Origin of the sequence: Clostridium sp. DSM 8431 (genome assembly GCF_900116755.1) — a bacterium.
Lineage (GTDB): Bacteria > Bacillota > Clostridia > Clostridiales > Clostridiaceae > Clostridium.
The window spans coordinates 1-15,251 of record NZ_FPBY01000085.1; the positions used below are offsets into that span (position 1 = coordinate 1).

Annotated in this window: 16 protein-coding genes; all 16 read left to right on the plus strand. The window is 27.6% G+C overall.

From position 1 onward, the window contains the following. The first annotated feature begins 492 nt into the window (after nt 1-492). Complete coding sequence (locus BM384_RS17645) at nt 493-630, plus strand: hypothetical protein (RefSeq protein ID WP_175537334.1); 138 nt, start codon at nt 493-495, stop codon at nt 628-630. A gap of 46 nt (nt 631-676) precedes the next feature. Beyond that, on the plus strand, nt 677-826 hold the full coding sequence (locus BM384_RS17650) for a hypothetical protein (protein WP_175537336.1): 150 nt from the start codon (nt 677-679) through the stop codon (nt 824-826). Between the two features lie 122 nt (nt 827-948). Next, nucleotides 949-2,106 (plus strand): metalloprotease, encoded by a 1,158-nt coding sequence (locus BM384_RS09935; protein ID WP_090013307.1) that lies wholly within the window; start codon nt 949-951, stop codon nt 2,104-2,106. A gap of 12 nt (nt 2,107-2,118) precedes the next feature. After that, entirely contained in the window at nt 2,119-3,006 is an 888-nt protein-coding gene (locus BM384_RS09940; protein ID WP_090013309.1) for an ABC transporter ATP-binding protein, read from the plus strand. Further along, nucleotides 3,006-4,223, plus strand: coding sequence for an ABC transporter permease (locus BM384_RS09945; protein WP_090013311.1), 1,218 nt, complete (start codon nt 3,006-3,008; stop codon nt 4,221-4,223). The genes BM384_RS09940 and BM384_RS09945 overlap by 1 nt, the downstream gene beginning before the upstream one ends. Next, nucleotides 4,216-4,986: an SDR family NAD(P)-dependent oxidoreductase gene (locus BM384_RS09950; protein ID WP_090013313.1), complete on the plus strand. Its 771-nt coding sequence runs from the start codon at nt 4,216-4,218 to the stop codon at nt 4,984-4,986. Before BM384_RS09945 ends, BM384_RS09950 begins: the two co-directional genes overlap by 8 nt. After that, nucleotides 4,971-6,296, plus strand: coding sequence for a B12-binding domain-containing radical SAM protein (locus tag BM384_RS09955; RefSeq protein ID WP_090013315.1), 1,326 nt, complete (start codon nt 4,971-4,973; stop codon nt 6,294-6,296). The genes BM384_RS09950 and BM384_RS09955 overlap by 16 nt, the downstream gene beginning before the upstream one ends. A 35-nt stretch (nt 6,297-6,331) precedes the next feature. Continuing rightward, nucleotides 6,332-6,736 carry a hypothetical protein gene (locus BM384_RS09960; protein ID WP_090013317.1) on the plus strand — a complete coding sequence of 135 codons (405 nt, stop codon included), beginning with the start codon at nt 6,332-6,334 and terminating at the stop codon, nt 6,734-6,736. Continuing rightward, entirely contained in the window at nt 6,729-7,964 is a 1,236-nt protein-coding gene (locus BM384_RS09965) for a glycosyltransferase (RefSeq protein ID WP_175537337.1), read from the plus strand. Before BM384_RS09960 ends, BM384_RS09965 begins: the two co-directional genes overlap by 8 nt. Before the next feature lie 26 nt (nt 7,965-7,990). Next, nucleotides 7,991-11,599: an amino acid adenylation domain-containing protein gene (locus BM384_RS09970; RefSeq protein WP_090013321.1), complete on the plus strand. Its 3,609-nt coding sequence runs from the start codon at nt 7,991-7,993 to the stop codon at nt 11,597-11,599. Then, a complete protein-coding gene (locus BM384_RS17655) occupies nt 11,592-11,765 on the plus strand; it encodes a glycine zipper domain-containing protein (protein ID WP_175537335.1) in 174 nt (57 codons plus the stop codon). Before BM384_RS09970 ends, BM384_RS17655 begins: the two co-directional genes overlap by 8 nt. Nucleotides 11,766-11,771: 6 nt before the next feature. Then, on the plus strand, nt 11,772-12,008 hold the full coding sequence (locus BM384_RS09975; RefSeq protein WP_090013323.1) for a hypothetical protein: 237 nt from the start codon (nt 11,772-11,774) through the stop codon (nt 12,006-12,008). 37 nt (nt 12,009-12,045) lie between these two features. Then, on the plus strand, nt 12,046-13,266 hold the full coding sequence (mtnK, locus tag BM384_RS09980; protein WP_090013324.1) for an S-methyl-5-thioribose kinase: 1,221 nt from the start codon (nt 12,046-12,048) through the stop codon (nt 13,264-13,266). 103 nt (nt 13,267-13,369) lie between these two features. Next, nucleotides 13,370-14,002, plus strand: coding sequence for a transposase (locus BM384_RS09985; protein WP_090013326.1), 633 nt, complete (start codon nt 13,370-13,372; stop codon nt 14,000-14,002). A 203-nt stretch (nt 14,003-14,205) separates the two neighbouring features. Further along, a complete protein-coding gene (locus tag BM384_RS09990; protein ID WP_242946004.1) occupies nt 14,206-14,727 on the plus strand; it encodes a transposase in 522 nt (173 codons plus the stop codon). A gap of 311 nt (nt 14,728-15,038) precedes the next feature. Continuing rightward, the coding region (locus BM384_RS09995; protein WP_139232085.1) for a transposase family protein at nt 15,039-15,251 on the plus strand (213 nt) is incomplete at its 3' end.

Consider the following 15,251-nt stretch of genomic DNA (forward strand, 5'->3'; position numbering starts at 1 on the left):
TAGCTTATAACCTTGTCTGTGACACGGGTAATTCCCAAAGGGAAACCCAACCAGCTAAACATAGAATTCTACCTGATGGAATGATACGCTTTTTTACGGGTATAGGTTCTTTAAAACCTCCCAGGGGGGGTACATCTATCTTCTATTCAGGAGTATTATACTAAACTATATTAAATTTGGTTAGATTCCTTTTGGAATTTAAATAAAAAACTATTTTAAATTATGAAATGCGTATTTCCCTATCGGGGCGTAAGCAAAGTAATAGATAAGAAAATTAATATCAATTTAGACATGTAATGTTCGTTAGAATAGTAAATAGTTTTCTATTCTAACGAACATTACATGTCTAAATTGATATTAATTTTCTTATCTATTACTTTCAAAGTAATAGATAAGAAAATTAATATCAATTTAGACATGTAATGTTCGTTAGAATAGTAAATAGTTTTCTATCAAATGTTACAACTAGATTATACAAGGGGAGGGGAAATTGTGGAGGAATTAAAGACAATGACAGAGTTCGAAGAACTTGAAAATGTTGAAGAACTAGGAGATGGCTGGGTTGCTGTTGGTGCAGTTGTAGGTGTTGGTATAGTTGGTGTTGCTGTTTACTTAGGTGTAGCAACATAAAATATAGTTATTTTAATGAATTTCAATTAGGAAAGGAGGGGATATCATGAACAAAGAAATTTTAAAGTTTGAAGAACTAGAAGCTACTGAAGAATTAGGTAACTTAGGTGACTTCATGAAAGGTCTTGCAGGTGGAATTGCTGGTGGATGTGCCGTAGTTGGTGCTTATGCAGCAGTTGCTGGTGTAGCAACATAAAATTAAAATTTAATTTTATTTTTATTTTAACAGTAATTTAAATAAAAAGTTATTAATTAAAGTTTTATTTACTTATGATCCTAGGATTAAGGATGTAGATTTTATATTAAGGAGATGCAATTTTGAAATATGGAGATATTGAAGTTTTAGCTTCAGAAAAAGGAAGTTTCATTGTTAAAGGAAGGAAAAAATATGTAAGACTTGGAGAAAATGAATTAAGATATTTATTTAAAGTACGAGGTATTAAAACAAAAGACTTTGAGTTTTCTAATAATTATGAAATATCCAATGAATCTAAAGCTATATTAGATGAGAAATTTAAGGAATGGGGATTTTTATCGCAAGGAGATAATGAAGAAAAATCTAATTCAAAGATAGATATATCTATGATTCACTTAGTTACAATAAATCCTGATAAGTTTCTAGATAAAATATATCCTATTGGAAAAATATTTTTTTCCAAAGTATTTCTGGGGATTTATATAGTTGCTAATTTCATACTTACTATGCTTATTGGAATTAATGCAGAGAGTGTTTTATATGATTTAGAGAATATGAATTATACATCTAGTAGTATAGCTATTATTTTCATAGCAATGTTACTTACAGTTATGCTTCATGAATTAGGACATGCTTTTGTATGTAAAAAATATGGTGGTAAGGTTAGTAAAATGGGCTTAGTACTATTTTTTCTATTACCTTGTTTGTTTTGTGATGTAAGTGATATTTATTTAATGAAAAAAAAGAAAGAAAAGGTGTTTGTTTCTATAGCTGGTTTATATGTAAATAGTATGCTTGCAACTTTATCTTTATTAGTATACTTCATTATTGGAAGTGATACAAACATTAGCAGCTATTTACTGTTGTATTACATTTCTAATATGGGGTTTATTGTATATAATTTAATACCTTTTGTTAAATTAGATGGTTATTGGCTTTTATCTGCATGCATTAATATTAATAATTTACTTACTAAGAGTGTGATATCAGCAATTGCAAGTATATTTAATATAAAGCTAGTAATAAACGCATCTGCACCAATAATAAAAAAGGTGTTTTTAGTCATATATGGATGGGCAGTTTTATTATTCAGACCAATATTTTGGTATTTTTCTATAGCTGAAATTTATAGTATTTCAAATTCTATTATGTCAGATACAAGTTTTAAAATAGTAATTATATTAGTAAGTTTAATAGCAGTTTTAGATATAATGAAATTTGTTTTTAAGTATATAAAGTTGTTTAAAAAGGATAGGCAACAAATCTTTAATTTTTTATAGGGAGGTTTAGAGATGAAAGTTGAAATTTCTAATTTAACAAAGATGTACGGAGAGTTTTGTGCAGTAAAAGACGTGAGTTTTGATTTTCAATCAGGAAGAATTTCTGCGCTAATAGGTAGAAATGGTTCTGGTAAAACATCAACTATACGGATGATGTTAGGAACTTTGGCTAAGAGTTCGGGTAAAGTATTAGCAGATGGAAAATCATTAGCTCAACAACTTAATAACATAGGATATTTGTCTGAAGAAAGAGGAATCTATATAAAGGATTCAATTATAGGTCAATTAGTTTACTTTGCATCTTTAAAAGGAATGTCACGAAAAGAGGCAAGAATATCAGCTGAAAAATGGCTTGATAAACTTGGAATATTAGATCGTAAGAACGATAAGGTAGAAACCTTATCAAAGGGAAATCAACAAAAGATACAAATTATAGCGAGTTTACTTCATAATCCAGATATAGTAATTTTTGACGAACCTTTTAGTGGTCTAGACCCAGTAAACGCTAAATTCTTAGTTGATTTATTAATGGAACTTAGAAAAGAAAATAAGTGTATTTTAATTTCAAGTCATCAACTTCATTTATTAGAAGATGTCTGCGATGATGTAGCAATAATATCTTATTCAAATTTAATATATAAAGGTTCTTTAAATAATTTGAAAGAAGAAAAAGGTGGAAAAAGGCTTATTATTAAATTTGCAAATTCATCTAAGAAAGATATTGAAGAAATAGGATATTTAGAAGCTGGTGATGATAAAAAATATTATGTTGATTTAAATATGAATAGAACATGCCAAGATGTGATTAATGATTTATTTATAAAGAACTTGGAAATAGAGACTTTTGAAGTAAAAGAAAAGACATTAAATGATATTTTCATAGAGATGGAGGAGGCATAATGAAAAATTTTATTAACATTTTTATTTATAATTTTGGAAAACAAATAAAGTCTACAGCTTTTAAAGTTGTAACATTAATCTTATGTATATTAATTATAGGAGTATTTGGAGTAACTAAAATTGTTAATAAAGACCCAGAGATAAAGAAAATATTAGCTGTCGATAACACTGGATGTTTTAGCAATATAGAGGACTGGAATTCAGGGTTAGAGAAGTCTCGTATAGAATTATCAGATGAGTTATATTCAGATGAAGATTGTAAAGAAAAAGTCTTAAGCCAAGAAGATATGGCAATCATAAAACTTAATCTTAGTGAAGATAATATAAGTCTTACTATATACGATAATAATGTTATAGATTCAAGAGATTTACAAGTCATAAAGCAAAATACTAATAACTTTTATAAATATATCTACGCAAAATCAATAGAAATAAATGATGAGGAACTTAGAAACTTATTAAAGGATATAGACTTTGAAGTAGTACAAGTTGATACTAGTTTTGAAGAGTTCTACTTAGTATCATATTCTTTATTATTACTGTTAGTAATGGCAATTATGATGTATGGATCTCAAGTAGCTGGAGAAATAACTTATGCTAAAACTAATAGAGTTATGGAATTACTTCTTACCTCAGCGTCACCAATATCAATTTTTATGGGAATAACTTTAGCTATTGGACTAGTAGGGTTGTGCCAATTAGCATTTATTTTAATGGTTGCAGTAGGGGCTTATAAGATTATAAATCCTGAAATATTAATGCTTGATGGATTAAAGATAGATTTTTCAGTAATAACCATGGATAAATTACTAATTTATATTGTTTTCTTTATTATAAGTTATTTAATTTATGCAGTTTTAAATGCGGGAATTGGATCCCTAATAAGTAAAAATGAAGATATTATGGTGGCAGTATTACCTATAACTATTATTTCTTGTTTACAGCTATTTACAGGTCTTATGGCTATTTCTAAACCGGATGCTTTAATCAGCAAAGTATTTTCTTATATACCTTTTACTTCAGCAGGAACAATGGTTATGAGATATTTTTTAGGAAATGCATCTAGTATTGAAGTTATGTCGTCAATTATCGTATTAATACTATCTCTTGTTGTTATAGCTTATTTCTCAATTAGAGTATTTGTAAATGGCGTTGTATATTATGGAAACTTTAGTATGAAAAATATAGTAGGATTTTGGAGAAAAGAAAATGAGTAGAGGTATGGATTTTAGTAATAAGACTATATTGGTAACAGGAGCATCAAGAGGAATTGGAGCTGAAATTGCAAGGACATTTGCAGAATTAAATGGGAATTTGATTTTGTGTGACCTTTCAAGTGAAAAGGAAAGGGCCAATGAATTAGCAAAAGATATAGAAAAAGAATATTCAGTTAAGGTTAATACTTTTGATGTAGACATAAAAGATATTTCTAGTATTGAGTTAATGGTAGAGGAGATTAAAAAACTTAATCTTCAAGTTGATATATTAGTAAATAATGCGGGTGTAAATTCATATTTATCACCTTTTGAAATTAGTGAAAAGCAATGGGATAATGTTTTGGACGTTAATTTAAAAGGTACATTTTTTATGACTAAGTTGATAGCTGAAGTTTTTCTTGTAGAAAGAGAAGGAAACATAATCTCTATAGCATCCCAGCATGGGGTGGTAGCAAATTTTGATAGAGTGCATTATTGTGCAAGTAAGGCTGGAATTATTCAAATGACTAAAGCTTTTGCATTAGAATGGAGTAAATTTAATGTAAGGGTTAATTGTGTTTCTCCAACATTTGTGGAAACTAAGAATAATCATAAGTTATTATATGAAACATCCTTTAAACGAAAAGCATTAAATAAGATACCTTTGAAAAAGTATGCTAAAGCAGAAGATATTGCTGACTCAGTTGTTTTTCTTGCAAGTTCTATGGCAAGGATGATAACTGGTCATAATTTAATTGTAGATGGGGGATGGACTATATATTAAAAGGAAATATTGTATTTATAATAAAATCAAATGCTAGTAATTCAGAACTGGCAGATGTATGTTTTTTACCTCCATTAGGAGTCATGTCTATAGCGACTGTTTTGGAAATGAATGGTTATAACGTTAAGATTATAGATTCATCTTTAGAATCAATGGGAAGTAAAGAAATAATAGAAGTAATAAAGGAGAAAAATCCTGTTTATGTTGGTATTTCATCCTATACTGAAAATATTGATGAAAATCTTTCTTTATGTAGATATATAAAAAAGAAACTTTCTCATATACCAATTTTATTAGGTGGTTCTCACCCAACAGTGGATAGTGAATACTGTAAAAAGAGGAAATATGTTGACTTTATTGTCGTGGGAGAAGGAGAAGCTACTAATCTTGAAGTTGCTGAAGCTATTAGAACTAAAGAAAAGTTAATTAAGTTTGAAGAAATTAATGGACTTATATATTATTCTAAAGAAATCAAAAAATATGTGGATAATCCAAAACGTAAACCTATAATTAACCTGGATTTATTACCAATAATAAAGAGACAGTTTATACCAAGATCCTTGGAATCAACTATGATAACTATAATTTCAAGTCGTGGATGTCCTGGAAGATGCATTTATTGTGCAGCGTCTCAATTATCAGGATCAACATATCGTATTCGAAGTATAGAAAATGTGTTCTTAGAAACTTTGTTATTATTAAATATAACCAATTTTGGCAAGGAAATATATTATTGTGATGATACTTTTACAGCAGTAGTAAAAAGAGTTAAAAGATTTTTAGAACTTATAGATAATGCTGAGGTTACATATAAATGGAGATGTGAATCAAGAGTTGATATTTTAAGTAAAAATAGAGAATTAATAAAAGAGATGAGTCAACATGGATGTCAAAGATTACAATATGGAATTGAAAGTGGAAATCAAGAGGTTTTAAATAAGATATTTAAACAGCTTGATATAAGTATTGTAGAAGATTTAATTGAGTATTCTGTTTCTTGTGGGGTTCGTGTGGCAGCGAGTTTTATTTTTGGGCATTATTGCGATACAGAAGAAAGTATGAATGATACTTTAAAAATTATGCAGAGACTTAAAGATAGATGTGGAAGTAAAGTAGAATTATTTTTCTCATTCAATACACCATTTCCAGGAACATATCAGTACAATCATATGGAAGAACTAGGACTTAGAGTTACAGCACCTAATTACCAATCTTTAAATATGCTTGATCCAGTAGCTGTTACAGATAATTTTGATTTGGAATTGTTAAAGAGTTTTGGATATAAAGCTAAGCCATTAATGGTACAGTAAAGTTTTATACATTTAAGTAAGAGAGGTGTTAATAAATGATTTTTGATAGGATGGGAATAGTTGTACTTAGTAATGATATAAGCATTTCAGGAAACTTATGTTTATATGAAAACTATTGCTTTATAAAGCCTAGTGAAAAGTCTGATGTCATATGTTTTATACAGTTAGGTGAAATTAAAAGTGTATATGATATAACGGGCTCTGAAGTAATGTTTAACTTAGATGGAGGAGATTTAGATATTTGTATAACAGATGAGGAAAGGCTTGTACGAATAAAAAAGGGAATTTCATTATCAGGTTATGTCTGTAAATCGGAAATTTTGGAAGAGGAGTTTTCTGAAGGACTATTGATTTGTATTAATGAAGAGAAAAAAATTTTCTATTATGTCCCTAATGAAGAAGTAGATGAAAGAAGAAGAGAGGTTATACCATTTGAGTAATATATTATTTTTTAGTATGCCTTTTTGGGGTCATATAAATCCTAATATTGAATTACTTAAGACTTTACGTACAAAACATAATATACTTGCAGCATCTTCAAAAAAATTTGAAAAAGTTTTTCAGGAATTAGGTATACCTATGATTGAGTATCCTAAACTGGTTTCAGATTTCTTTGGCACTGGCGTTTTAAATTCTAATGAGAATTATGTTAAAGAATATTATGCTAGTCAATATGACTATAATGTTTTATCTAAAATAAATAGTTTAAATAATTCTGTTGTTGAAGAGGTATACTGCAGTTTGATTGAAAAAATAGAAGAATTTTCACCAGACATTATTATATGTGATTCTCAAGCTTTTTGGGGACCTGTTTTTTCTATTAAGTGCAGAAAAAAATATATATGTATAGAGTCAGCAACTAATATGTCAGATTCATCTCAAGATAAATATTTTTTAGAGTATATAGATAGAGTGATTTCAAAAGAAGTAGGAAGTAACTTGGATTCATTAGAAATTCTTAATGTTTTTAATAAGTTAGAGCGAAAGCAAAAGAAGTTTTATGCAAAGTTTTCAGGATGCAGACTTAAGGACTACTATTTACCAGAGAAAAATTATATGTATATGACAAAAGATTTTCAAGTTGGAAGTGAAGAGTTTACTGAAGATATTAGTTTTTTAGGATTCAATATGTCAGTAGAAAAAATAGATAAACAGGATAAAATATTTGTTACTAGAGGGACCATTACTGATTTTTATAATTTAGATATTTTAAAGAGAATACTAAGTTATTTAGATGTTAGCTCTAATTTTAAGATTACAGCTACAAAAGGAAATGTAGCAAGTTTAAAGGATGAAATATCTAACTTTGAAAATAATGAAAATATATTTATAAAAGATTCTGTTAATCAAATAAAGGAACTTAGTGAGAGCAGATTGATGATTTCACATGGTGGTATTACAGGTGTTAGAGAAGCTATAATGTGTGAAACACCTATGATTATTGTGCCAGCAACATTTCATTGTTATCAGGTCGGACTTGCAATTGAAAAGAACAATGTAGGAATCTTATTAAAGAAATATCCTTTAGATAAAAAGGAATTAAATGAGGCTGTAAATAAAATTATACATTGTGACGAATACTATAATAATGTAGCAAAGTTAAAAACAAAAATGATAATTGAACATTCAATTGGAGATATATGTGATTATATTGATGAATTAGGATGATTAATAGTTTAATTGAGGAGTTATAAATGAATATATTAGTTTGTACTTATGATAATGTTAAATATTGTTTAACTAAAGATGGATTAAATCCATCTTTAGTTCCTTATAATGGAACTGTATACTTAAAAGAATTATTAGAATTATTAATACAAAAAAAAACAAATAAAGATAATGTATTTCTTTTTTTATCTAAAAAGAATTCATCAATAAGCAAGCTATTAGAACCATATAAAGAGATTAATATAATTTATGAAGAGAACTCTTATAGTGTTTTTAAATCATTAAAAAAAGATTGTTGTATGTTTATTCATTCTGATAAGTTCTTTGCAAGAAGCGATATAGAAAAATATATTGATTATATAGAAAAAAATCCGGCTAAGAATGTGGTTGCCAAAAAGATTAAGCATAATAATGAAAAAAGATTAGAAGGTATATTTAAGTTTAATTCAGATATAGTAGCCAAATTAAATGAAGAGGATTTTAAAAAGCTTTGTTCTATGGAATATAATGATAAAAATCAGTTTCTAGATATGTGTGATGAGTTTTATTTAGAGAATCCTGTTATTGAATTAGAAAATAAGAATGATTTTTTGAAGCTCTATAATACTATAGAGTTTCCTAAAGAAGAGAATATACCTGCACTTTTTAGAAAAGCAGCAAAAGAATATTCACATAAGATAGCAGTAACATATTTAGATAAAACTATTACTTATGAAGAGTTAGACTGTATTACAGATTTTGTAGCTTCAGAGTTAATTAAGAGAAAAAAGTTACTTAATAAAAATAATGTAGGAATTCTGATGGATAAGAGTATTGAATTTATTATATGTATGATAGGAATTTTAAAAGCTGGTATGACTTATATTCCTATGTCAAAGTTTTATCCTGACGGAAGATTAAAAATGATCTATGAATCTGCTGATTTAAATTGTATTATTACGAGTTCAGAGACAAGCTATTATAAACAATATCCAAATGAGTGTATATTATATGAAAGTTTAATAGAAAAAGAAGAAATTAATCCACAGATATATGATGTTGAAATACCATCAAAGAGTATGGCATACATAATGTTCACTTCAGGTTCGACAGGAGATCCTAAAGGAGTAAGAATAAGTCATAGAAATATAATTAATAATGCTTTCTTTTTACATAGAAAAGTTTTTGAAAATAAGAGTTTTAAACCTAAAAACTATGGGGTTATTGCTGAGTTTGTTTTTGATATGTCTGTACAGCAGATTTATCCAGCACTTCTATTTGGTAGAAATTTAAATATATTTCCAAGCTGTTGTGGGAAATCTGCAAAGAATTTAATAGAATTTTTAAATAAAGTTGATACTTCTGATGCAACTCCAATAATTTTGCAGATTATTACTGACTATATAGAGATAAGAAAGAATGAGTTTTCAAGAGATGTACATCTAGTAGTTGGTGGAGAAAAACTTCAGCATAATTTATGTAAAAGATATTTTGCTATAAAGGAAAAAAGTGAAATAACTAACATATATGGTCCTACTGAATGTACAGTTGAGATTAGTACATTTTATTTAAATAAGGATATAGTAGAAGATTTACAAGAGATTCCTGTGGGAAGTGCAGTATATAATAGTCGTGTATATGTATTAGATGAAAATAATAAATTTGTTATGCCTAATGTTGTTGGAGAGATATGTGCAGCAGGAGAATGTATAGGGCATGGATATATAAATTCTAAGTCATTAAGTGATAAATATTATATTAATGATATATTATCAAGTTCAAAAATGTATAAGACAGGAGATTATGGTTTCTGGAATGAAGATGGAGAACTATGCTTTATAGGAAGAAAAGATAGACAAGTAAAAGTAAGAGGATTACGTATTGATTTAGGCGATATTGAAAGCACTATAGAAACTTATTCACCTATTATTGAAACAAGAGTATTTGTAGTTAATGTTGAAGGACTAGGGGAAAAGATTGTATCTTATTTTATTAGTAAAAAACAGGATATAACTTTATCTGAAATTGTTAATTCTATTAAAGAATATCTGCCGGCATATATGATTCCTTCATTCTTTGTGCCTGTTAAAACATTTCCGTTAAATATTAGTGGAAAGCTTGATAAGTCAAAGCTTCCTAAGCTATCAACTGCTTTAAAGGATAGAAATGAAGAAGAATTAAGTTATTCAGAGGATGATGAAATTGCTCAAAAAGTAATAAATTATATTTCTGAAAACTTTGCTATATTTAGTTATAATCAATTTGATTATTCTCTTGGAGAAATAGGGTGTGACTCTTTAAATATATTATCAATGATTACATTTTTGTATGAAAATTTCAATGTAGAACTATCTATATCCATGATTTCAATTCAAATGAAAATATCAGAACTTATAGCTTTAGTAAAGAATAATATTAATGAAGAAAAGGGTAATTTAAAAACTAGAAGATATAAAAAGTCTTATAAATGTCTTCCTATGCAGAATTATGTTATAGATGTTGAATATTCAAATCTAATGTTATATGGAGAAAGTAAAAATATTAATACTATGATTTATCTTTGGAACTTAAATAAAGATATAAATTGTGAAAGATTAAAGAAAGCTATTTTAAATGCTGTTGAAAATAATGATGCTTTCTTTATGAAGTTTCATTATGGAGAGAATGGAAGTAAGGTATTTTATACTGATAAAAGCAATATAGATGTAAACTTTCAAGAATTAAATAATATTAGTAAAGAGACAATAGTTAATCTCATACCAGAATTGGATTTTAAAAATACACCTTTAGCTTATTTTTCAATTATTAAGTGTGGTAATGAAATGTATTTATTAACAGCTGTACATCATCTTATATTTGATTATATTTCAGGAGTATCACTAATGAAGACTATTGAAGGGTACTATAATGGTGAAAAGTGTCGATTTACTTCTTTCTTCAAAAATTTGGAGAAGTTTAACAAGTATAAAAATAGTGTAGATTATAATGAATCAAAGGAAAGGTTGTTTGAACTTTACTCTAAAACACGAAGAATAAATTTTAGTGATGAGTTTATAGATTATAAGAATGAAGAAAATAAGAAAATAATAAAGTTGAATTCTAATACAAGTTCAAGGATAAGAAAGATAAGTAAAAAGTATTTTATATCAGAATTTTTATTATATACAGCTGCTTTCTTTAGAAGTTTAAACTTAGTAGTACATCAAGAAACAATGACCATAGCATCTTTTGTTAATGGAAGAAATAATGTTGTTCCAGCTAATACAATAGGTTTCTTCTCTAAATATGTACCTGTAACTTATATTGAAAAGGAATATGATTTAATTAAGTCTGCTAAACATATAGAGAAGGATTGGTTAGAACTTCAAAAACTAGATAGTGCTTTGGAAATATATGATGTATTAAATAATATGAGGGAACCTTGTAATGTATTATTTGATTATCAAAAGATGTATAGTAATGAACAGAATGAGAGCATATATAGAAGGGTTGAAACATATGATTTAGCTAGGGTTGACCTAGATTTTGTATTTAGATTATATGATTATAAGGATTATATAGAAATTAGAGTGGAATATAAAGGAATTAATGAGTTGTTTATTGAAAGATTTATTGAAGAGTATGAAAAACAATTAGGAGGAATTAATTATGAATAAAAATTCTAAGGAAAAAGGAACAAATTTATTACCAATATTTATGTGTATAGGAGTAGGCATAGGTGCATTAGTAGGGTATTTTATTTTTGACCAAATAGCTATTGGAATGTGCTTTGGAATTGCATTAGGGGTTTTCGCTTCAGCTATATTTAAAAAGGAGAACTAATATTTTATGTGGATAAAATCTTTGAATGGAAGAGAACTTAATAAATGTATAAGAGTATATATAGATGAAAATTATAAAGTGGACAAGAAGAAGACTATTGCGTTAGTAGGAGTTATTGATTGTTCAACTTATGGTGAACAGACAGTTTTAATAGGAAGTTATATAAATTTAGAGAGTGCTCTTACAGATCTGCAAAAAATTGAAGATGCAATTAGTGAAGGAAAAAATATAAGCACTTTATAATTAAGATACATTGACAGATAAAGTGAGGGAGAGTTCTATGAAGTGTGATAAATTTAGTAAATATTATTTAATGAATTGTAATGATGTTGAAAAGTATATAAAAGATAAGATTGATATTTTTAGTAATGGAATATTGCAGGTAGATGAAATAGGAGATGGAAATATTAATTATGTATATCGTGTTATGGACATAGTAAGCGGTAAGTCAGTTATAGTTAAGCAGGCAGCTAAGGAAGCAAGGATTTCTGAAAATATGAAACTTGATATTTTCAGAGGTAAAAGAGAGGCACAGTTACTAAAAATCTATAATGAAATTGCACCTGGATTTGTACCTAAAGTATATAAATATGATGAAGTAATGAGTGTTATTGTTATGGAAGATATAAAAGATGTTTTAGTTGCAAGAAAGGGGTTAATGGAACTAAATATATATCCTAATTTTGTAGAGTCTGTATCTACTTTTCTTTCTAGAACTTTGTTTTTTACTTCAGATCTCTATTTAAATCATAAGCTTAAAAAGAAATATTTAAAAAAGTTTATAAATATTGATTTATGTGATTTGACTGAAAATTTAGTTTTTACAGAGCCATATAATAATATTAATAATCAAAATATAGTTACAGAAGCTAATGTTGATTTTATTGAAAAGAATATATATAAAAATGATATTCTTCATTCAGAAGTAGCTGAATTAAAGTTTAAATTTATGACAAATTCTCAAGCATTACTTCATGGAGATTTGCATACCGGAGCTATATTTGTTAATAAAAAAGATATAGTAGTTTTTGATCCAGAATTTGTGTTTTATGGGCCTATTGGATATGATGTAGGAAATTTGGTGGCAAATTTATGCATGAATTTGTGTAGAGTACATTTTTTAGTTAAAGAAGTAGAAGAGGCTGTTGAAAAGTTCTATGCTTGGTTATTTAATTCAATTGGAGAAATAATTGATTCTTTTATGGACAAGTTTAATTCTTTATATGAAAAAAATGTTACAGATGTAATGGCAAAAAATATTGGATTTAAAGAAAAGTATTTTAATGATATCTTAAGTGATACTGCAGGATATGCAGGAACAGAATGTATTAGAAGAGTTGTTGGTATCGCAAAAGTACCAGAAATAACCGAGATTAAGGATGAAAAGTTAAGAGCTGAAGTTGAAAAAAAAATTTTACAAATTGGAATAGATATGATAATTAATAGGAATAAATATAAAACAGGAGCTGATTATAGAAGTAGATTAAAGAATCTATTATAGGCTTTATTTTTAAATAAAGTGATATACAAAATTAGCTATTTAAATATAGGTGGATGTCCTTTAAAGTTCGAACTTAAATAAGGATGTTCACCTTTTATGTTTATTGGGCTTTCATCTAAGAGAATTAGAAAGACTTTGCAAAACAGATATTAGATTTATGTATTTACTTGATGGTATTAAAGCTCCATCTCATGCTACTTTCGGAAATTTTATTCGTAATGAGCTAGCTAGTTCCATCGAGCAGATATTTAATGATATAAATAACTATATTTTTGAAGTAGATAATGTAGATTTAGAGCATACTTATATTGATGGGACAAAAATCGAAGCAAATGCCAACAGATATACCTGGGTATGGAAGCGTTCATGCATCAAAAATAGAGATAAGGTTTTTGACAAAATCTCTACATTAATAGATGAAATGAATTCTGAGGTACTAAATCTATTAGGTGTGAAACTTGAAAAAAGAGATAAATATGCTGTAGATTACATCCAAGATATGCTTGATAATTATAAAAAGGCTACTGGACTTGATATAAATACTTTCGTATCCGGCAGGGGACATAGAAAAAGTGTTCATCAAAGGCAATATCAAAAAATGCTAGAGTATATGGAGCGGTTAAAAGGCTGCGCTAACTACATAGAAATATGTGGCGATTCAAGAAATAGTTATTCGAAGACAGATTATGATGCTGCATTCATGAGAGTTAAGCGTGATTATATGGGAAATGATTAGCTTTTGCCAGCTTATAATGTTCAAGCTGCGATATGCGATGAATACATAGCAGTAATAGATGCTAAGAAATATGCTTCAGATATGGAGTGTTTTGTTCCACTAATGGAAAAATTCAATGATACATATGGCATTATCCCAAATATCCAGTTGCCGATGCCGGTTACGGTTCATATAATAACTACATATATTGTGAAGAACATTCTATGGAAAAGTTCATGAAATTTACTATGTTTGAAAAGGAAACTAAAAATAAAAAATATTGTGATAATCCTTATAGAGCAATAAATTTTTCAAGAGATGATGAAGGCAATCTTATTTGTCCTAATGGTAAAAAGTTTATATTTAAATATGAGAAGAAAGTCAGAAAAAACAAATATGGCAGAACTGAAGAATTCTATGAATGTGAGGATTGTGAGGGATGCCCTCACCGAAGCGAATGCTGTAAGAGAACTACTAGAAATAGAACTGTAAGTTTAAACAGAGAATTAACTTCAATGCATAAGGAAGTAATAAACAATCTAGAATCTATACATGGAGTATTGCTTTGCATGAATAGGAGTATACAATCTGAAGGCACATTTGGAATAATAAAATGGAATAGGTCTTACAAAAGATTGTTTAGACGTGGCCTCGATAATGTAATTCTTGAACTTACATTGATTTCTTGTGGTTATAACCTTTATAAATACAATAATAAGCTAAATCGTAAAACGCTCGTTGCATAAATAAAGTTTTAATTTTTGCACTTAGAACGATGTGTTTATTAAGTGCACCCTTTTTTAAGAAATATATGTAAAAAAATAAGAATACACGAAAAAACAACGATGCCAGTTTTTAACTGGTATCGTTGCTTAACTTTTAGGACCTTTTTTTACAGCCCCTTTTTATTTGAGAAATATTATAATTTTGGTAAGAAATCTATGAAATAAATCTACTGTTTAACACATACTAAAAGTGGTTCTTTCCAATGTTAGTTGAAACAGCCTAGATTCTATTATATAATTTGAATAATAAAATCAAGGGGAAAGAACAAAAGATGAATAATTTAATTAAATTACTAGATAAGAATTTAGAATATATACAACATCAAATTATAGAAGATACTATTTATATTTATGTAAAATCTATTAAGGAGTATCCTTGCTGTCCTTATTGTGGTACAACTTCAAAGAAAGTTCATTCAAGGTATAAAAGAACATTTCAAGATTTACCTATTCAAGGCTTAAAAGTTAAAATTATTATAAATAAC